Annotated in this window: 20 protein-coding genes; 14 read left to right on the forward strand and 6 right to left on the reverse strand. The window is 51.7% G+C overall.

Annotation, left to right across the window (positions count from 1 at the left end):
* Positions 1–219: 219 nt before the first annotated feature.
* Positions 220–1,443 (forward strand): MFS transporter, encoded by a 1,224-nt coding sequence (locus D328_RS0106185; RefSeq protein ID WP_018884101.1) that lies wholly within the window; start codon positions 220–222, stop codon positions 1,441–1,443.
* Positions 1,433–1,576, forward strand: coding sequence for a hypothetical protein (locus tag D328_RS30985; protein WP_018884102.1), 144 nt, complete (start codon positions 1,433–1,435; stop codon positions 1,574–1,576). The genes D328_RS0106185 and D328_RS30985 overlap by 11 nt, the downstream gene beginning before the upstream one ends.
* On the opposite strand, the gene D328_RS0106195 is transcribed toward D328_RS30985, so the two are convergent.
* Complete coding sequence (locus D328_RS0106195) at positions 1,562–2,758, reverse strand: MFS transporter (protein WP_033412393.1); 1,197 nt, start codon at positions 2,756–2,758, stop codon at positions 1,562–1,564. The genes D328_RS30985 and D328_RS0106195 overlap by 15 nt on opposite strands.
* 184 nt (positions 2,759–2,942) lie before the next feature.
* Here D328_RS0106195 and mobA point away from each other — a divergent pair, with 184 nt between their 5' ends.
* The 3 genes from mobA (at position 2,943) to D328_RS0106210 (ending at position 4,463) form a co-directional block, all read left to right on the forward strand.
* Positions 2,943–3,605: a molybdenum cofactor guanylyltransferase gene (gene mobA / locus D328_RS28450; protein ID WP_018884104.1), complete on the forward strand. Its 663-nt coding sequence runs from the start codon at positions 2,943–2,945 to the stop codon at positions 3,603–3,605.
* Positions 3,606–3,744: 139 nt separating this feature from the next.
* Positions 3,745–4,185 carry a sigma-70 RNA polymerase sigma factor region 4 domain-containing protein gene (locus tag D328_RS0106205; protein ID WP_154658976.1) on the forward strand — a complete coding sequence of 147 codons (441 nt, stop codon included), beginning with the start codon at positions 3,745–3,747 and terminating at the stop codon, positions 4,183–4,185.
* Positions 4,137–4,463, forward strand: a complete 327-nt coding sequence (locus tag D328_RS0106210; protein ID WP_018884106.1) for a hypothetical protein — start codon at positions 4,137–4,139, stop codon at positions 4,461–4,463. Before D328_RS0106205 ends, D328_RS0106210 begins: the two co-directional genes overlap by 49 nt.
* A gap of 124 nt (positions 4,464–4,587) precedes the next feature.
* Here D328_RS0106210 and D328_RS0106215 read toward each other — a convergent pair whose 3' ends face one another.
* From D328_RS0106215 to D328_RS0106230, 4 genes are read right to left on the reverse strand one after another with little or no spacing between them, the layout of a single operon-like run.
* Entirely contained in the window at positions 4,588–5,529 is a 942-nt protein-coding gene (locus D328_RS0106215) for a 1-phosphofructokinase family hexose kinase (RefSeq protein WP_018884107.1), read from the reverse strand.
* A 47-nt stretch (positions 5,530–5,576) separates the two neighbouring features.
* A complete protein-coding gene (locus tag D328_RS0106220; protein WP_018884108.1) occupies positions 5,577–5,891 on the reverse strand; it encodes a DMT family transporter in 315 nt (104 codons plus the stop codon).
* Entirely contained in the window at positions 5,891–6,238 is a 348-nt protein-coding gene (locus D328_RS0106225) for a DMT family transporter (protein ID WP_018884109.1), read from the reverse strand. The genes D328_RS0106220 and D328_RS0106225 overlap by 1 nt, the downstream gene beginning before the upstream one ends.
* A gap of 7 nt (positions 6,239–6,245) precedes the next feature.
* Positions 6,246–6,833, reverse strand: coding sequence for a TetR/AcrR family transcriptional regulator (locus tag D328_RS0106230; RefSeq protein ID WP_018884110.1), 588 nt, complete (start codon positions 6,831–6,833; stop codon positions 6,246–6,248).
* 334 nt (positions 6,834–7,167) lie between these two features.
* Here D328_RS0106230 and cls point away from each other — a divergent pair, with 334 nt between their 5' ends.
* Positions 7,168–8,679, forward strand: coding sequence for a cardiolipin synthase (cls, locus tag D328_RS0106240; protein ID WP_026281028.1), 1,512 nt, complete (start codon positions 7,168–7,170; stop codon positions 8,677–8,679).
* Between the two features lie 33 nt (positions 8,680–8,712).
* Here cls and D328_RS0106245 read toward each other — a convergent pair whose 3' ends face one another.
* A complete protein-coding gene (locus D328_RS0106245; protein WP_018884113.1) occupies positions 8,713–10,206 on the reverse strand; it encodes a phospholipase D family protein in 1,494 nt (497 codons plus the stop codon).
* Between the two features lie 255 nt (positions 10,207–10,461).
* Between D328_RS0106245 and D328_RS0106250 the strand changes: the two genes are divergently transcribed.
* The 8 genes from D328_RS0106250 (at position 10,462) to D328_RS0106285 (ending at position 19,623) form a co-directional block, all read left to right on the forward strand.
* Complete coding sequence (locus D328_RS0106250) at positions 10,462–11,358, forward strand: MerR family transcriptional regulator (RefSeq protein ID WP_018884114.1); 897 nt, start codon at positions 10,462–10,464, stop codon at positions 11,356–11,358.
* 169 nt (positions 11,359–11,527) lie between these two features.
* Positions 11,528–13,078 carry a phytoene desaturase family protein gene (locus D328_RS0106255; protein WP_018884115.1) on the forward strand — a complete coding sequence of 517 codons (1,551 nt, stop codon included), beginning with the start codon at positions 11,528–11,530 and terminating at the stop codon, positions 13,076–13,078.
* On the forward strand, positions 13,075–14,529 hold the full coding sequence (locus tag D328_RS0106260; RefSeq protein ID WP_018884116.1) for a phytoene desaturase family protein: 1,455 nt from the start codon (positions 13,075–13,077) through the stop codon (positions 14,527–14,529). The genes D328_RS0106255 and D328_RS0106260 overlap by 4 nt, the downstream gene beginning before the upstream one ends.
* Positions 14,529–15,419 carry a phytoene/squalene synthase family protein gene (locus D328_RS0106265; protein WP_018884117.1) on the forward strand — a complete coding sequence of 297 codons (891 nt, stop codon included), beginning with the start codon at positions 14,529–14,531 and terminating at the stop codon, positions 15,417–15,419. The genes D328_RS0106260 and D328_RS0106265 overlap by 1 nt, the downstream gene beginning before the upstream one ends.
* 1 nt (position 15,420) lies before the next feature.
* Positions 15,421–16,149 (forward strand): carotenoid biosynthesis protein, encoded by a 729-nt coding sequence (locus tag D328_RS0106270; protein WP_018884118.1) that lies wholly within the window; start codon positions 15,421–15,423, stop codon positions 16,147–16,149.
* The gene (locus tag D328_RS0106275) at positions 16,146–16,919 is read left to right on the forward strand and encodes a lysophospholipid acyltransferase family protein (protein WP_018884119.1); all 774 of its coding nucleotides are present in this window, start codon (positions 16,146–16,148) and stop codon (positions 16,917–16,919) included. Before D328_RS0106270 ends, D328_RS0106275 begins: the two co-directional genes overlap by 4 nt.
* Positions 16,907–18,124 (forward strand): glycosyltransferase, encoded by a 1,218-nt coding sequence (locus tag D328_RS0106280; protein WP_018884120.1) that lies wholly within the window; start codon positions 16,907–16,909, stop codon positions 18,122–18,124. The genes D328_RS0106275 and D328_RS0106280 overlap by 13 nt, the downstream gene beginning before the upstream one ends.
* Positions 18,112–19,623 carry a phytoene desaturase family protein gene (locus D328_RS0106285; RefSeq protein ID WP_018884121.1) on the forward strand — a complete coding sequence of 504 codons (1,512 nt, stop codon included), beginning with the start codon at positions 18,112–18,114 and terminating at the stop codon, positions 19,621–19,623. The genes D328_RS0106280 and D328_RS0106285 overlap by 13 nt, the downstream gene beginning before the upstream one ends.
* The last annotated feature ends 45 nt before the right edge of the window (positions 19,624–19,668 follow it).

The raw sequence follows: 19,668 nt of genomic DNA on the forward strand, positions 1-19,668 counted from the left end.
AATCAAGGACGTCAAGCGGGTGAACGTAATCAAGGTTCGATGATACATATTGCTTACTGATTGTAATGTTAAGATGATCAGCTTGGTGAATTCACAGAGAAATTCAAGTTGTTATTGACACTTGTGTAGAAGTTGAAGTATGTTAATTCACGTCTTATATTGTACTCATCGGTACATTATAAAATGAGTGTGATTACTTTCAACTAAGGTGGAATGTATATGAGTGTTACCAAGGGAAAACCGGTTCATGCTGCCGCATCGCCCCATGCATTATCTCGTTCTGTAGTTCTCTTATTGGCGCTATGCAGTGGTCTGTCGGTGGCAAATATCTACTACGCCCAGCCTTTACTGGAGTCTATAGCTCATGAATTTGGGGCGTCACCTTCAACGATTGGCATGGTTGTTACCGTGACACAGGTGTGTTATGCGGCAGGATTACTACTGCTTGTCCCACTTGGAGACCTGTTGAACAAGCGGAGACTGATTGCTATGCAAATGCTATGCTCGGTAGTGGCATTAATAGGGGTGTCGATCTCATCGAATATGACGACTTTGCTCGTGGGAATTGCCATGGTTGGACTGTTAGCGGTTGTAGCACAGACGATGGTAGCCGCAGCAGCTGCATTCAGCACGGCGGCAGAACGTGGGCGTACGGTCGGCCTTGTGACCAGTGGTATTGTTATAGGAATCCTGCTAGCACGTACAGTAGCGGGGACACTGAATGATTGGCTGAGCTGGCGAGCGGTGTATGTAGTCTCTGCAGGACTTACGTTGCTTGGCGGCCTTGCACTCTTCTTCCTTTTGCCCAAAACTGAGGCACGTCGGGATGAACGATTGAGCTACAGGCATATGCTTCTGTCAATATTCCAGCTCTACCGTGATCTGCCTGTTCTACGAATACGCTCTTTGCTGGCGTTGCTGATCTTTACTTGCTTCAGTATCTTGTGGACCTCCATGGTGCTGCCGCTAAGTGCTCCTCCGCTGTCTTTGTCCTACACCACCATTGGGATGTTTGGGCTTGCTGGCGCTGCCGGAGCCTTTGCTGCAGCTCGTGCGGGGCGATGGGCAGATGCAGGCTTCGGCCAGCGTACGACAGGCTTCTCATTGCTAGTGCTACTGTTGGCATGGCTACCGATTGGACTGCTCTACCATTCAACCGTGTATCTGGTGGTCGGAGTGATTCTGCTGGATCTGGCTGTGCAGGCGATTCATGTCACGAACCAAAGCCTGATCTATAGAGAGCGCCCAGAGGCGCAGAGTCGATTGACGGCTGCGTATATGATTTTCTATTCGATAGGCAGTGCTATAGGCTCCATCGCTTCTACGCAGATGTATGCTTGGGCAGGATGGGGTGGTGTGTGCTGGTTGGGGGCCGCCGTAAGCGGTCTGGCATTATTGCTCTGGGGCTATGAGATGTATAAGAGGCGAATAGTTGAGTTATAGACGGTTCACTGATTGGGAGTCAGAACTGGATGTGCAGGTTGGCACAGGTGCGTATGTCATTACGCCGCGCGCAGGAGTTGCACGCGGCGTGGAAGTCCTGCGTGCGGCGTTGTCGAGCTCAGGAGATTTCTGACAGACCTTCTTCTTGAGGGGGGCTGTACCCATGCTTGCGCAGCATATACCACATAAGACCGAATCCAGTGGCTCCAAGCAGGGCGAGGGTGACACCGACCTTATACATAATCTCACCGCCAAAGTTCTGGAACAGCCACCCTCCAGCTAAGCCGGCAATAATACCCGAGATACCAGCCCAGGTTAATGTGTATAAAGCCTGACCAGATGAACGGAATTCGCGGGGCACGAACAACAGCGTCAGTTGTGTACCTACATAGAAGTAGCCCCCGAAGGTAATGCAGTGCATCCCTTGAATAAGGATGATATGCATCGGGTCCGTGGCAGCGGACATAAGCCACCAGCGTAGCGCGAACAACAGGCTGACCAGTGTCAGACAGCCGATCATCGTCGTCATTTTGCGACCAAGGAGACGATCAAACAGCAGAAAGACGACCACCTCAAGGATGGACGAAGCGAAGACAGCTGCACCGACGGACCCAACCGACCCACCGAGTTCTGTAATGTACAGGGACATGAAGGCACTGTTGATGGCGTTGGGGATCGAGACCAGAATGCCTAATAGAATGAAGGTCATGAAGTAGCCATTCATCAGGATTTTGCCAAATCCCCGGATATTCACGCTGGGCGCATCTGAGCTGGCACGTAGTGGAGGCAACAGCAGCAGGGCCGCCACTGACGCAATCAGCAGGACCGTAAATATCGTGCTGATGCTGCTGGCTCCAAAGCGGTCAATCACTGGCCCAGCGAGCAGGGCAATGAGAGCCCAGCCAAGTGAGCCCCAGATCCGGAATGAGCCGAATTTGCGATTAGTCCCATCAATATATCCAAGAATCATGCTGTTCGTCTGGGTGAATAGCGGACTCTGAAAGAAAAAGAACAGAATCATCGAAGAATAGATCAACGTATAGGTATGTACATAGAAGATCGCTTGCAAAAAAAGCAAGGTTCCCCCGATCATGATCAACAGGATGCGGCGAATATTCTGGGATCGGTCACAGGCATATCCCCAGAACGGGTTAGCGAAGACAGACACGAAGGGCCCAATCGCCATCAGAGTTCCGATCTCCAGCTTGCTCATTCCGATATCCTGGAAATACAGGGGCAGAAAGCTGCTGAAGATGGCAATGGCACCATAAAGAAAGAAATTATATAATTTCAGAGAATGCAAGGGCGAAGGCATTGTTGGTTGCGTATCGTTCTGCAATTACAGCCATTCCTTTCCTGAAGGATGGTGAAGAGCGGAATGCGAGCATCCGCATAAGCGCTTACTTTAATGTATACTGTATCACTTGTTGAAAAGCTAAACAAACCATGTGTGACATAAAAAAGTAATATTTTTGTAATCTATTCGGAGAGGTAACAATATGGACATAACAGGAATTGTATTAGCTGGTGGTATGTCGAGCCGCATGGGCACGAATAAGGCGGAGCTGCTAATCGAAGGCCAGACGGTTGTACAGAGAATCGCTTCAGAGATGAGCGCTGTAGCTTCAAGGGTGATCATTTCGGCCCAGGATACCGAGGCGTATGCCTATACCGGTCTTGAGGTCGTGGCCGACTTGCACCCGAGGCAAGGTCCCCTTGCGGGATTGTATGCGGGAATGCAGGCATCACGCACGGAATGGAATCTGGTATGTGCGTGCGATATGCCCCTGTTGCATGCCGGGGTCTTTCGAGCGCTTGCCGCGTGCATTCCCGAGCAGGCTGATGAGGAACAGCTTCTCAAGGAGCGGCCTCAGTCGTATGAAGGAGCTGCCAAGCCATTGAAGGCTGTTGTACCCACGGTAAATGGGCGCTTGCAGCCATTGGCGGCTATCTATCATATAAGCGTATTGCCAGCACTTGAGGCCTGCTTGCAGCAGCAGAATCTTCGTGTGCAGGACTGGCTAAAGGGCATGCATGTGTATGAGATTAGCTCGTCCCCTACCTATGGGTGGGACCCGAAGGAGGCGGAGCAGCTATTTATGAATATGAACCGACCGGAGGATTATATTCAAGTATGCAGGCTGTTATCACGAGAAGAATAGATTAGACAATCTGCTGTTAGCAGAAAACAGCCAAAAATTCGTGTAAAAAACGTCTTGCGTACGGCTACACTTTCCAGATTAAATCTTATAATGGGATAAACAGGAACTGGTGTTCCTATTCTGGAATAGGGAGGTACGGATGATGGAATTCAGAAAGAATGATGGCTGGAATCGTGAGTATGCAGGCATGCCTACCGAGCTCAATGACGAGATCAATGTTTATCCAGATAGCAACGACGAGTGCCTGCATGATAGACAGATGGAATATTATACGGGAGTAATCCGCCGTAAGGCATGGAGATTGCAATATCAGGCACGATCCAAGTACCGACGAGAAAGTCCAGGTCAAGATTACGAATGGACTGAGCCGTCCTTCACGAGCACAGTGGAGGGCGACCTCTGGGTCGAGCAAGTGTTGGATGCATTACCCTCGGTTACAGGCAGAGAGATTATGAAGGCGCTGTATCTGCGAAATTGTTCAGAGAAGGAAGTGGCTCTTGAATTAGGCATGAGCCAGCAGGGGGTGAACCGATGGAAGCACAAAATGCTGCACCAACTCCGGCAATATATGAAGCTGTGAATGAGGTGACTCTCTGGAGCAGACGCGATCAGCCCGCTTGGCCCGAGATGTCCATGCTGGAGCTTCTGGATACGTTCGAGCCCACGATGCATGAGCTAGCCCGGTTCATTCCCATACCAAGAGAGGACGCCCTCCAAAGCATGAGGCTAGAGCTGCTGGAGCACTTCAGATGGAATAGCAGTGGTCAGAAAGAGCGGAGCAGCGGGGAGGAAGCCTTCTTCGACTGCAAACGAGCTGTCTGCAGCAGCCGAAGATATATCCCTTTAAAATGGAAATAAGCCTTGTATTCAGGGGAAATCAAGCTCGTGGTACTGCAGTGTAATTTCGTTGTATTTACGGTGAGCCACCCTATGTAGATAAGTCAATCTGTGTAGATAAGTTAACCTATGTAGATAAGTCACCCTATGTAGCTATAGTAATCGTAGCCTGAATGTCAGAGAACAAGTCATTTACGGTGTCTAATTCTACAAAGCCTGCCATCGCATGCATGGCTGCGGCAGTACCGCAGGCTGCACCATAGCGTAGTACCTCCAGTGTACTTCGTTGCTGCAACTGGGCTGTTACCAGTCCGGCGACCATAGCATCCCCACTACCTAACGGGCTAACGATGGAGAGTGGAGGCAGCGAGACCTCGTATAGTCGGCCAGCATGGGCTGCCACTGCTCCTCTTCCACCCATGGAGATCACAACCATTCCTGCACCAGCCTCTGTAAGTCTGAGAGCAGCCGTCTGTAGATGCTCCCTACCGCTCGACACAGCTCCTGCATAGCGGACAGCCTCTTCCTCATTTGGCTTCACAAGATCTGGCAGCCCCTCTAGTCCTGCAAGCAGGGCCTCACCACTGGTATCGAGAGCTACCTTGGCTCCCTGTGACTTGGCTAACTGGCATAGCTCGGCATACAGATCGACAGGACAGCCTGCGGGCAGACTTCCTGAGAAGATAACCCAGGATGAGCGCGCCGCCAGCAGCTGTACTTTGTTACGCAGAGAGATGAGGTGCTTGCCTTCGACAGGGGGTCCTTCCTCAATGCATTCCGTCTGAGTTCCCGTTAGCGGATCGAGCATGGTAATCGCCAGCCGTGTCTCACCGTGACCTATATCTATGAAGTCAGCAGGTACGCCCTCCTGATGAAGACCGTCCAGCAATAGTCGTCCGTTGTGACCCGCAATCAGGCCTGTAGCCGTGACAGGCTGGTTCAGGCAGCGCAGGACTCGAGCGACGTTGATTCCTTTTCCCCCAGGAACGGTGATTGGGTCCTGCACTCTGTGTGCTTTGTTCAACGCGAAGCCTGGAAGCGTAAAAATTTTGTCGATGGCTGCATTCAAAGTTACGGTAGTAATCATCCTCAAATCGAGCCTCCTCAGAGCTGGGTTTTGCTATGGTGAAGGGATCAGGATACCAGCTTTAGCCCGACAGCCCCGCACAATACCATCGCTATAAAAATAATCCGTCTGCGTTCACTAGGTTCGCCGAATAACAGCATACCTACAACGGCACTGCCCACCGTGCCAATCCCGGTCCACACAGCATAAGCTGTTCCCATAGAGATCGTCTGCATAGCGTAGGTCAGTAGTGAGAAGCTTATTGCAAACGATCCAGCCATGAGTAGATATGAGGTCCAGCCTTTACGCATCGTAATGCCCTTCATACCTATAACACCTGTAATCTCCGCGCAACCAGCAATCAATAATGCAAGCCATGCCATCACGCCGTCCCCCCTTGTCTACTGACTGAATCACTGTCTGTAACTAGCTTGAGGCCAATAATACCGGATAGGAGCAGCAGTGTCAGCAGTACCTTCGGCCAACTGAACGGCTCCCCGAAGATGACCATCTCAGCCATCACGGTGCCTGCCGTCCCCAAGCCGGTAAATACCGCATAGACGGTTCCGATCGGCAGCCTCCGAGCTGCCTGTAAAATGAGATAAAAGCTGGTAGCAAGCGCTACTGCGGTCACAAGCCACTCCAGAAGGGTAGAAGCATGCTTAAGCCCGGATACCCAGACAATCTCCAGACAACCTCCTATAAATATATATATCCAGCCACGTCTCATATCTGTGTTACTCCTCTCCAATGCTCATTCCGTGCCACATAATCGGCCATACGGCCTCGACACGTCGTCTATAAGCTCTTCCCTCATCGTATAAAAGATCCACGATCGTCCCATCGACCATCGTTGTGAACGCCAAGGCAGCCTGGGCCGGGGATGTGCGCAGCAACTTCTGCGAGGCATCCGCCTGAAGCATGTAGGACTGAAGTAGTCTTTCCATCTTCGCATAAAAGGGAATCACTACAGCCATCACCTGCTGTGTGAGATTCACCGGAGGAAAAAAAGACATTCTTAATACAAACTTGGCTGTGCTGCAATTGTGATATTCTCCCTCGATCCAGGCAAAAAAGCCATACAGTACCTCTTCCAGCGTCTTGTGTGCATGTGACGAGAAATAGCTGACAATTCGCCGTTCCTCAAGACGAAATGCATGCTGCACCACCTGGAGAAAAAGATCATCCTTGCTGGCATAATGGGCATACAGAGAAGGGGTCTTGATGCCGACGGCACCTGCGATCCCGCTAAGGGAAGTGCCTTCATAGCCATGCTCGGCAAATTGGGATAATGCTGCATCCCTGATAGTGTGAAGACGAGTCATTTTGAACCTCCCTAACGATCGTTAGGTAACTATCTCACGTTATATGTTAGATGTCAAGGTGGGTGGTGAACAGCTTATGTGCCCAGCTAACAATAAAAAAATAAATAATAAAGCTATCCATTTTAAAGAAATCAATCATAAAGGAATCAGGGATGAAAAAAAATATGCTACCCTCCTTGGGAAGTGCCCGTTAATTCATGTACAATATAAGTTGGTCAACCTGTGCCATGAGCAGCAGGAGTCGGCTGTTCCGCAGTGCCGGGGATGCCCTGGTGTAGTGCTGCAGGGACAGGCCACGAATGGGCCGGACCTTCAACCGGAAGTGAGGATGAGTATGAGACGAGGTCTACTGGCAATCTTGATTGCAGCCGTTATTTTTGTAAGCTATTATTTCGGTCTGTTTGGCTTTATCGGTACTAATGAAGGGACAATCATCAGTATTTTCTCCACCTTGTCAGTAATCTCGATTAGCTTGATTATCTTCATGGAGAACCGTAATCCGTCGACGACGATGTCATGGATTCTTCTGCTAGCGTTACTGCCGATTGTAGGACTTCCACTGTACTTCTTGTTCGGGCAAAATGTATTCAAGCGTCGTAAATACAATAAAAAGGCGCTCCTGGATCAGGAGGCCTATGAGCGAATCGATAACTATGCATTGCGTAAGGAGCAGGAGCTGACACGGTTCAGCCAGAATCAGCGCCAGCTGCTCCAGCTGTCACGGCGTCTGGCCCGCTCGCCGGTATCCTTTAACTCCGAGACACGGGTGCTCACCAATGGTGAAGAGACCTTCTCGACGCTCCTGGAGGAGCTGCAGAAGGCCGAGCACCATATCCATATGGAATATTATATTTTCCGTGATGATGATATCGGGACTAGCATTCAGCAGATTCTGATTGCGAAGGCCAATGAGGGTGTGAAAGTACGGTTCATGTACGATGCCGTCGGCAGCATCCAGTTATCGAAGGCATTCCTGCGGGAAATGAAGCAGGCGGGTATTGAGGTCGTAGCCTATGGGGGAGCCAAGATTCTCTTCTTCTCCAGTCGGGTCAATTATCGGAATCACCGTAAAATTGTAGTGATCGACGGTACTACAGGCTTCATTGGCGGTCTGAATGTAGGGGACGAGTACCTTAGTCGTAACAAGGCATATGGTTTCTGGCGCGATACACATATGATCGTCAAAGGTGAAGCTGTGCGCACCCTGCAGATTATTTTTCTGCAGGATTGGCTGCATATGACCGATCAGAAGATTCTGGAGCCAGAGTACCTGTCTCCTGATATGGAGCATCGCGGGGATGGGGCCATTCAGATTATTGCCAGCGGCCCGGATAACGAGCGACGGGCACTGAAGAATATATTCTTCGCCATGATTACGTCAGCCCGCAAGTCTGTCTGGATCGCCACGCCGTATTTCATACCGGATCAGGATATATTGACTGCACTGCGCACGGCTGCTCTATCTGGCCTGGATGTCAGGCTTCTATTCCCGGCCAAGCCTGATAAGTGGCTGCCCTTCCTGGCATCACACTCGTATTTTCCGTCCTTACTGGAGGTAGGGGCGAAGATCTATGAATATGAACGCGGATTTCTCCATTCCAAGCTCCTCATTATTGATGGGGAGATGGCTACGATCGGCACAGCCAATATGGACATGCGCAGCTTCCATTTGAATTTCGAGGTCAATGCTCTGCTGGTCGATACGGAAAGTGTCCGCCGCATTGTGTACGATTATGAACGGGATCTCAAGTACACGAAGGAGATCGTCCATGAGGAGTTCATGAACAAGCGCATTACCAAGCGCGTGCTGGAATCAGCTGCAAGGCTACTATCTCCGCTGCTGTAACTGCCAAGGAAGACAGCTAGACCCTATAGAACACTAGAACGTGGTAAAGCCCAGTATATTCTGCAAATGATACACGATATCCTTGAGGAACACCGTGTCCTCCAGATAGGCTTCAAGGGCAAGACTGTACTCAGCATCACGGTTATTCCAGATACGGTCGAAATAATCACGAACCTGCATGGCCAGAGGACTATCGCCAGGAGCAGCTACCCATAGCTCATTCTCCAGGTTCAGATCCTTCAGATTCCGCTTGGTGAAATTAGTGGAGCCTCCGATGATCAGGTGCGGGCCCTCAACCTTGGCGATGTACATCATTTTTGTATGATACTGCTCGAATGTGGTGTTGTACCATCGGATTTGGATGCTGCCGTTCGATTGTTCATGGAGTTCATCAGCCACAGGGCGGTTCGGGATACCGACCTTCTCCTGTCCGAAGGCATTTTCATTCGGGTCCAGCAGCAGCTGCACCTTGACGCCGCGACGATCAGCTTCCAGCAGTGATTTCAAGACCGCCCTATCCGCCAGATAAAACATGCCCATGTGAATGGTATCTCCTTTATTCGTTTCCTGAATCATTCGTAATACTTCCTGATAGACCTTCCCCTCGGTCAGATACTTCATCTGGTACAAGCCCTGATCGGGGGAGGTCATCTGCTGTAGCTGTGATTGAACGTCTGGAAAAGGAGACTCACCGGATAGGCGCAGCACAGCTTGCTCACTCTCTATGATCTCTGCGATGATGGGGCCGCTTACCTCCAGTGCCATATTCGAATGAAAGGCGCTTGCGTCATGGACGTTGCCTGAGGAAATTAAGGCGCTCTTCTCGCTGGCGACCAGCTTGCGATGATTGGCCTTCACATTTAGCAGCTTAAGGTAAGATCTGGCCGTCATCTCAGGTCCCTCATCTGCCATTAGGTTGGGCAACCACCCTGTGCCCTGCTGACCGAACCATTGAAAAAAGGTGCGCCAGACGGCGGAATAGAGCGGCGTAGAATCTCGCAGGGGATCGACATTCGTCTGTACGACACGAATCCCTGCCTGCTGCATACGGGTCAGCAGTGGATTAGAACCCGAATGATAGTTCGTATTAATCTCGTCTGTAATGAACAGAATGTCCATTTGTGGGCGTTCTGTTTTTTTATCAATTAAAGCCTTCGTGAGCTGAGCACTTACTGGTGGGAATTGCTGATCAACATGTGTATAGCCGTTGAACAGGAACATATCAATGACGAGAAATTGCTCAGCTTCATCGACGATCTGCAATATCCGGTCTGTAATCTGTGCCTCCTGCGTGAGCTGGCCTTCTGCCGAGGGATAGGTCAGGTCTGTCCAGAAGCGGATGTCGTCTGTGTGGTATAGTTCACTCTCGTAAGAGATTCCCGCAGGCAACGGCTTGTTCGTCTGGTACAGCATCACAGCCCCTAGCCATAGGCATAGTCCCACCAGAATGCATACTACGGGATGCTTGCGAACGAACTTTCCTGCTTGATTCTTAAAGGAGCCTGCCTTTAGTTGTGAAGATTGCATGTGCGTTCCATCCCCCTTATCCTTCATGCTCCTATTTAACGCCATCAGTGTCAGAGTGACGCACAGCAAATGGATCGACATTCGGATTTTGCAGGTGTATAATCGCTGTATATTGTTTGTATAAGCTTCCTTTTCGTGCGAAGGCTGATGTCCTGATACGGAGTAATCTGTACGGAAGCCCAGCTCATTTTTTACACAAGAGCAAAGAGGACCGTGTAAATTTTCTTCTTGAAATGATTGAAAGTGGTGAACAGGATGTACACGATTCGACAGGTGTCTGCCATGCTGGGTATTCCCTCCGTCACACTTCGCGCTTGGGAGAATAGATACGGGGCGGTGCAGCCGCAGCGAACCGAGACCGGATACCGCACCTATAGCATAGAGGATGTCAACGACCTGCGGTGGCTCAAGGAGCAGGTAGAGACTCATGACGCTCCCATCTCTCAGGCTGTTAAGCAGCTGAAATCGCGCAAGCAGCAGAGCGAGAGCCTTCACCCAGCCATGGAGCACATGGCCCAGGACTCCTATAGTGATCTCGCAGAGCGGATCTACCAGGTACTGCTTCGGTTCGATGCGGCGCAGGGGCACTCTATGATTGATATGGGATTCACGATGCATGGCTATGATGCCATGTTCTACAGAGTGCTATCTACCATCCTCATTCGGGTCGGAGACGATTGGGAGCAGGGCAAGGCGACAGTGGCTCAGGAGCATTTTATTACCCAGCTCATCTCGCAGCGTTTCTATCAATTCTTCTATCTGTTCCCGGTTAACACTCGCTATCCAAAGGCGCTGGCCATCTGTCCAGAGGGCGAGCACCATCAGGTGGGGCTGCTTCAGTTCGCCCTGTTTCTTCGCAAGAAAGGAGTAGACGTACTCTACCTGGGTGCGAATACACCACTCGATGGACTACGGGCGTTGATCTCGGATCAGCACGTCGAACTCATCTGCATGTCTGTAACCGGAGTAGAACGTGTCGTACAGGCGGATCAGATGGTTCACCAGCTGCACAAGCAGCATCCCTCTCTTGACTTTATTCTAGGGGGCAAAGGCTATGAACAAGCGACAGCTCCCCGCTACCCGCAGTGGATCGTGAAGCAGCATCCTGATGACTGGCAGGAATGGTTTGGCACGAAATTCTCAGATATCTGACTTGTGAACATTTGATAAATAGTTAAAATTATTCTCTTTTCATTTCTGTATAAAATTCGTATTATGATTGTATAAGGTTTGTATACTTATTTTATACAGAACGGAGTTGAATCCGTTCGAGCTGTTTAATAATCATTATAAAAAGCTTGTAATGCGAAGGGAGTACGCGATGAGCAAGGATCACTCGGCAACACGTGTCTCGGTGATTGGCGCAGGTCCGGGAGGCCTCGCCGCTGCCATGCTGTTGGCCGCCAAGGGATATCATGTTGATGTGTATGAGAAGCAGCCGCGCATCGGTGGTCGTTCCTCCCGGCTGGAGCTGGGGGAATACCGCTTTGACCGTGGAGCCACTTTTTTGATGATGCCATCCTTATTGGAAGAGCTGTTTGAAGCAGCCGGGCGCTCTGTCCATGATTATGTGGATTTGAAGAGACTCGACCCTCTGTATGCTTTGCATTTCGGAAATACCGTATTCACACCGTCATCTGATCTGGAGCAGACTGTCGCACAGATTGAGAAGCTGTTCCCGGGTAACGGGGAAGGCTACAGGCGGTTCATGCATGAGGAGCAGTTGAAGTTCGACCGTGTCTCGCCTTTGCTAAGAAGACCTTTCACGGGCTGGACCGACTATCTGCGATCAGATCTGCTGCGCGCTCTGCCGAGGTTGCATGCGCTCGATACAGTCTACGGACGGCTGTCCAAATACTTCACGGATGAGCGTCTCCGCTGGGCCTTCACCTTTCAGTCGAAATATTTGGGGATGTCACCATGGGAATGTCCGGGCACCTTCACCATCTTATCCTTCATGGAGCACCGTTATGGTCTCTATCACCCGATTGGGGGTGTGCATGCACTCTTTGATGCTATGGCTAAGGTCATTCAGGAGTATGGAGGGGTTATCCATACCAGCTGCGGGGTCCGTGAGGTCACAGTAGAGCGGGGCAGAGCAACCGGTTTGATCCGGGACAATGGAGAGCGAGTGGAGGCTGATCATGTTGTCGTGAATGCTGATTTTGGTACGGCGGTAACGAAGCTGTTTGCTCCTGGAGTACTGAGGAAGTACACGCCAGCTCATATGGAACGCAAGAAATTCTCACTCTCGACCGTAATGCTGTATCTGGGCATTGAAGGCACGGTGGATCTTCCACACCATTCGGTTCATTTTGCAGAGGACTACCGTCAGAATGTCGATGACATTACCAAGCATATGCGGCTCTCGGAAGATCCTTCGATCTATGTGCACAATCCATCACTGCTCGACCCGACGCTGGCTCCTGCTGGCAAGTCTTCACTCTATGTATTGATGCCCGTACCGAATCTCGGAGCGGATGTAGACTGGGATCGAGAACGGGATGCTGTAATGGATAAGCTGCTAGCTCGACTGGAACGCATTCCTGCGCTTGCCGATCTTCGGACTCGTATCGAGGTGGCCCATCACATGACCCCGCTGGAGTGGCAGAACGAGCTGGATGTCTATAAAGGAGCAACCTTCAATCTCGCGCATAATCTAGGACAAATGATGGCACTGCGGCCACACAACCGATTCGAGGAAGTTGAGGGAGTATGGCTGGCTGGAGGGGGTACGCATCCGGGAAGCGGCCTGCCGACCATCTTCGAGTCTGCCCGTATTAGCGTGGATCTGATCGAACGTGAGGATCGGCGTCATAGACATCGCACTACCGTCATGCACAGTACCACAGATACGAGGCACAGCCTATGAGCAAACGTATAGCGGTTGTTGGATCAGGCATTGGCGGATTGACCAGTGCATTGTTGCTAAGTCATAGAGGCTACGAGGTTACCGTGTATGAGCGGTCTGATCGTCTTGGGGGCCGAATTGCCTATGAATCGGATGGTCACTACCAGATCGATCAAGGGCCTACGATTGTGTTGTTACCTGAGGTTATTCACGAGATCCTGGAGCAAGCGGGTATGAGCCGCGAAAGCCTTCGTTTTATACCTTGTGATCCACTCTATCGCATCCACTATGCCGATGGGCGAATCATGACCAAGTATAGAGACACGGAGCATCAGGCAGAAGAGCTGGAGCGGATATTTCCAGGAGAGGCCGCTGGCTTTCGACGATTCATGGCAGATATGTCGGAGCTATTTCCAGCCGGTCGTGCTTCCATACTCGAACAGGATTTCCCGAGCTATCGCTCATTCTTTACGCGTGAACGACTATCCTTACTGCGCAGGCTGAAGGCCTACAAGAGCATGCGTGGCGTAATCGGTGACTATTTCCGTACCGAACAGCTGAAGGATGCCTATTCTCTCCAAAGTCTATACATTGGAGGGGCGCCTTTCTCGACACCTGGTATTTACTCTCTTCTGCCCTATGCGGAGCATGCGTACGGTGTATGGATGCTAGAGGGTGGATATGCTGCATTGCCAGCTATTCTGGGTGAAGAATTGAAGAGGAGAGGTGTCACGTTCCGACTCCATGCAGAGGTGCAAAGTCTATCTGTAGTGGATGGCGTATGCCGTGGACTGACCAGTGGGTCAGAGTTGGAGGCCTATGATGGTGTGCTGTACAATGGCGACTTTCCGAATATTCACAATCTACTTGATGCCGGGACATTGCCGGCAAAGAGAAGGTTCCGTCCATCTTCTGGCTGTGTCTTGCTGTATGTTGGCGCGAATCGACGCTGGGAGAAGATGCTGACCCATCAATTTTTCCTGCCGCAGAGTCTTCAGGCCAATCTGAAGCAGGTGTTCCGCCATTCGCAGCTGCCGGAAGATCCGTCGTTCTATGTGTTTAATCCCGCAGCCCTTGATTCGAATGCTGCTCCTGCAGGGGAGAGTGTACTATATTTCCTGATTCCTGTTCCGAACAGCACAGATATGTTCTGGGAGGAAGGAGCTGAAGCATTGGCTGAACGGGTCATTGCAAGCGCAGAGGAGAGAGGCTTTGACGGTCTGAGACAGTCGGTCAAATGGCTGAAGATTCGTACGCCACTGGAGGCAGAGCGTGATGGTCTCTATGGTGGGGGCAGCTTCGGTATCGCCCCGGTATTATGGCAATCTGGTGTCTACAGGCCGCAGCCGCGACCATTCCCCATTCGGCGCTTGGCTGCTGCGGGGGCATCTGTCCATCCAGGCGGAGGCGTACCGATCGTCATGCAAGGGGCCAGAATGGCCGTTAATCAACTGATAAAGGAGTTGGAATAATGACACACCCGGAGAAGATGCTGGAATCCGTATTTCATTCATGTGAACAGATGATTCGCAAGGGCTCTTCGTCTTTTTATCACGCATTTAGCGGGCTACCCTCGCCACGGAAAGAAGCCGTGTATGTGATTTATGCCTTTTGCCGGATGATTGATGATAGTGTAGATGAGCCGGAGCGCTCACCATATTCCATTTATGAGCTAAGAGAGCATTTTATGCAGCTGGACCGAGCTGAAGGACACTTTATCTGGCCTGCACTTCGCTGGCTGTTCGTGACCTTCCCGCAGCTGGATCAGCAGCCGTTCCTGTCGCAGATGGATGGTCAATTGCGTGATCTGTCTGTGACGCACTATGATTCGATGGAGCAATTGGAGGATTACTGCTATCTGGTAGCCGGTACAGTCGGAGAGATGCTGCTGCCTGTGCTGCGAGAGGATCGTAGTGAGGCTGCTGTTGAAGCGGGAATCCGGCTGGGTAAGGCGATGCAGATCGTCAATATCATGCGTGACGTAGGGGAGGATCGTGACCGCGGACGCCGCTATATTCCGCTGGAGCTTATGCAGAAGCATGGTTACTCGGAGGCGGCATGGCTGCGTGGTGAGATCAACTCTGACTTCAAAGCGATGCTCGGTGAATTGAAGGAGATTGCATTGAACTGGTTCCAGGAGGGACTCGCAGATGTAGAGTCATACCCGCCAGCTAGCGGCATGGCTGTAGAACTGGCTGCCACCTTCTACGCTTCCATTCTCAATGCCATTGAGGATAACGATTATGATGTGTACACGAAGCGGGCCTTCGTCAGTGACGAGGATAAGCATATGATGTTCGGACTCATCCTGGCGCAATATGATGCGCATGTCATGGAGGCCGCTTCAACGGCGGTGTCCTGAGATGATTCATATCGTTTTTTGGGCATGGTATGCCATAGGCACATTGTTGCTGTGGACGATTGGTGTACCGGATGTACTACAATTTTCAAATGGACTGTTTCTCGTATTCTACGGCCTTTATGCGCTATCTCTGATGTTCACACTGTCCGACCAGTCAGTCAAATGGTGGCGAAGAGGTCATACCTGGCTTGCAGCGGCCGTGATCTGGACTGGAGGAATGTCCGTCGAATGGCTGGGGGTTCATACAGGCTGGCCATTCGGTCAATATGAATATTCACGTATTCTGGGCTGGCATCTGTTCGGCGTTCCGGTGACGCTGGGCTTTGCCTGGATTGGCGTGGTATGTAGTGGGGCGCTTCTGGCGAGCAGACTTCCAGGGGGCCGTTCTAATCTATGGATTAGAGCCTTGCTTACCGCAGCCTGGGCAGTGCTTCTGGATCTGGTGCTTGATCCCGTGGCCCATCTGCGGGGCTTCTGGTCTTGGGAGGCGGTAGGCGGGTTCTATGGGGTACCCCTCAGTAATTTTGCAGCCTGGTTCATTGTAGGTGGGCTGCTCTCACTGATACTGCCAGCCTTGCAGCCAGATGCTCGTCGGGACCTGCGCGCCGTGAGACTGTATCAGCTGATACTGCTGATGTTCGGCGTCCTTGGGCTTCAGGCAGGCTTGTGGTGGTGCGGGTTGGTGATGGTGCTCGGTATGTTGCTCGCGGAAGGGAGTCGAAAGATATGATCGCCGCCGCTAAATCACGAGTGTTCCACAAGATCTTCCGCCGATATAACGAGTGGTATTTACTGCGGCGCGCCTTCCGCTCGGTAGCGGCCGTAGGATCGCCCGATCCAGATATCGCTGGTAGCAGACCTGTACTCTATATAATGAACCATAGCTCCTGGTGGGATGGCCTATGGTTCTATCATGCTATCCAGCGTTTGTCCCATGCAGATTGGGCGCAATATTATGTCATGATGGAGGAACGACAGTTGTCCTCCTTTCGTTTTTTTCGGCGGCTCGGTGCTTATTCAATTGATCGTGAACGGGTGTCCGATATTCGATCAAGCTTCAAATATACGGCTGGGCTGTTGAACCAAGGCCACCGTGTACTGATCTATCCACAAGGTACAATCACGCATGCGGATGCCGGACCGCTGGAGTTCAAGCGGGGGGTTGCTGTAATTCTGCAGCAGGCTCCGCGTACACTTGTGGTGCCCGTCACCGCCTATCATGGGCTGCTTCAGCATGATCGTCCAGAGGTGACTCTTCGCTTCGGTGAAGCGCTGTACCCTCCGAACGATACATGGAGGAGCATGACGAGCCGGGAAAGTGTTGACCTGCTGCAATCTGTGTTACAGAGGCAGTTGGATCGGCATCGACATGAATTCGTTCAGTCGCTGGGTGGTGCGACAGATTCGGACCCGAATTACATTCAATTGCTTCCAACGGGTCAATCCATCAGTGAGGTATACAGCAAATGCAGAGCTAAGGTGATACCATGGAACCGCTAGTAGAGGGGGGCATGGTCATCCTGCTGGTCATTGGCTGTGCTCTGCTCCTGCAATGGGGATTTGCCCTCTGGAATGCATCTGTCCTACCTATACTGGGGCAGTCGGATGGCTTGAATGCAGACAGCCTTAGATTCGAGGCTAGAGAGCCCTCTGGGAAGCCTGTATTATCCATTCTGATTCCCGCCCGAAATGAAGAGGCCCATATTCAGGCCTGTCTGGAGCATGTACTGTCATGCGATCGTCAAGGAATCACACTGGAGCTACTTATCTTGAATGACAGGTCGGAGGATGCTACTGCTGCGCTTGTAAAGGAATGCATTGCCCGCCAGGCTACAGCAAGTGTGGACGATTCATCGCTAAGCATTCGCATGCTTCAGGGAGCAGTGCCTCCTAAGGGCTGGCTTGGCAAATCTTATGCCTGTCATCAACTAGCGACTGCGGCACAGGGCACTTGGCTGTTATTTATGGATGCGGACGTGCGTCTTGCGCCGGATGCTCTGCAAGCTGCTCTGCGGACAGCAGTGTATCAAGGCAAGGGTTTGATCACAGGCTTTCCGCGTCAAGTGACGATGACCTGGCTGGAGAGACTGATTGTGCCAATGATGATGTTCACGATTATTTGCCACCTTCCCATAGCCCTGATCAAGCATTCGCGCTCACCATTGTTCGTTGCAGCTATGGGAGCTTTCCTGCTAATTCACAGGGACAGCTATTCGGCAGCAGGTGGACACGAGGCTATCCGGGCTGCGATGGTGGACGATATGAGTCTTGCCCGTGCAGTCAAGCGAGCCGGGCATCCGGTTACGCTTGCTTCAGTGTTCACTCATGTTCATATGCGGATGTACTGTAATGCTGCAGAGGTATGGAATGGCTTCACCAAAAATGTATATGACGGAATTGGCAGGCAGCCCTGGCTGCTGGTCCTGTTAATTCTAAGCTACAGCGCAATGTATCTAATCCCTGTGCTAATACTGGGAGGGGCTGTGGTCTTAGGGGAATCGACTCTGGCTGGCGTGTCCCTTGCTGCTGTTCTTCTGGGAATGGCGATCAAACGAACAGCTGACAGAGCGGCAGGAGGCCAGCCTTTATGGCATGCGGCGCTCTTGCCGCTATCCATTGTCGGGTTGTTGCTGATCGCCATACGATCCTGGTATGGAGCTGCTTCGGGCAAGGGCTATTACTGGAAAGGTAGATGGTATTCATGAGAGACGGAGTTATGTCTGGAAAGTCTGCGGGAGCTATCGTCATCGGTGGTGGCATCGGTGGATTGTCGTGTGCCATCAGACTTGCAGCCGGAGGTGTCCCTGTGAAGCTGCTGGAGAAGCAGCCACGAGTGGGCGGCAAGCTGCAGCGTGTGGAGCTGGAGGGGTATCATTTTGATCGCGGTCCGAGCACGATAACGATGCCTGATGCCTTCCGTGCAGTATTTGCTTCGGCGGGTGCAAGGCTGGAGGATTACTGTGAGCTGTATGAACTGGAGCCGCGCACGCGAAATATATTCGCGGATGGGACGATTGTGGACCTCAGCAAGGACCGGGTGTGGATGAAGGAGCAGATTGCGTCCTACAGTACTGCCGATGCACGGCGCTATGATGCCTTCATGCGAGAGGCGACAGCGCTATATCGGGAGGCGGACGCACGCTTCTTACATAAGCTGCTGTTGGGGCCGCGTGACAAGCTGAATATGGGTATGCTTCGTGGCTTGCTTCGGGTACGTCCGTGGCTGACCCTGCACAAGCTGCTGCGCCGATATTTTAGCCATCCTCATACGCTTGCAATGTTCGGAAGATACGCCACCTATGTGGGCTCATCCCCCTATCAGTCGCCGTCGATCTTCGCCATGATGGCCCATCTGGAGGGAGACCTTGGCGTGTACGGTGTACGGGGTGGGACCTCCGCACTGGTCGATGGGCTGGAGCAGCTGGCTATGGCGTGTGGGGTAGAGATTATGACCGGAACCGAGGTAGAGCGGATTGTGGTCATAAATGGAAAAATACAGGGCGTCGAGACGACAGCCGGCTTCTATCCTTCCTCGCTGGTCATTGCGAACGGTGATGTACTATCTGTGAATTCAAGGCTGTTGGCCTCGTCAGAGCGTCCATCAATGAGCGATGCCAGCATTGCCGGATATGAGCCCTCGTTGTCTGGCTTCGTGACGTTAGCGGGGATTCCCAGGCAATATGAGCTGCTGCGCCATCATACGGTCTTCTTCCCGGAGAACTATGAGCAGGAATTCGAGTCCATATTTGTCCAGAAGCAGCCGCCAGTGGACCCTACCATATATATTTGCTATTCGGGCTACTCCGAGGCCGGACTTGCACCTCCAGACGGGAGTAACTTATTCATACTGACCAATGCCCCGTATGTATCAGCACATTGGAACTGGGAGCAGGAGGCAGAGGCCTATCGAGCTCGACTGCTACGCAGACTGGCGGCATGTGGAATCGACGGCTTGGAACATGCTGATGTGCTGCTGAGCTATACCCCGGAGCAGCTCGCGGCTGATACTTATGCACATCGGGGAGCGATCTATGGCATTTCCTCCAATTCAGTCCGACAGACCTTCGCAAGACCCGGGAACAGAAGTCGAGATGTAGAGGGGCTGTGGTATGTCGGGGGGACGACACATCCCGGAGGCGGGACACCCATTGTTGCGTTATCTGGCCAGTTGGTGGCTGAGCGTATTCTGCAGGAGAGAACTTAAATGTGTGTACATTCCACTGTTAATCCACCGACTGGAATGTTCCGT

It is taken from the genome of Paenibacillus massiliensis 2301065 = DSM 16942 (assembly GCF_000377505.1).
Classification (GTDB): Bacteria; Bacillota; Bacilli; order Paenibacillales; family Paenibacillaceae; genus Paenibacillus; species Paenibacillus massiliensis.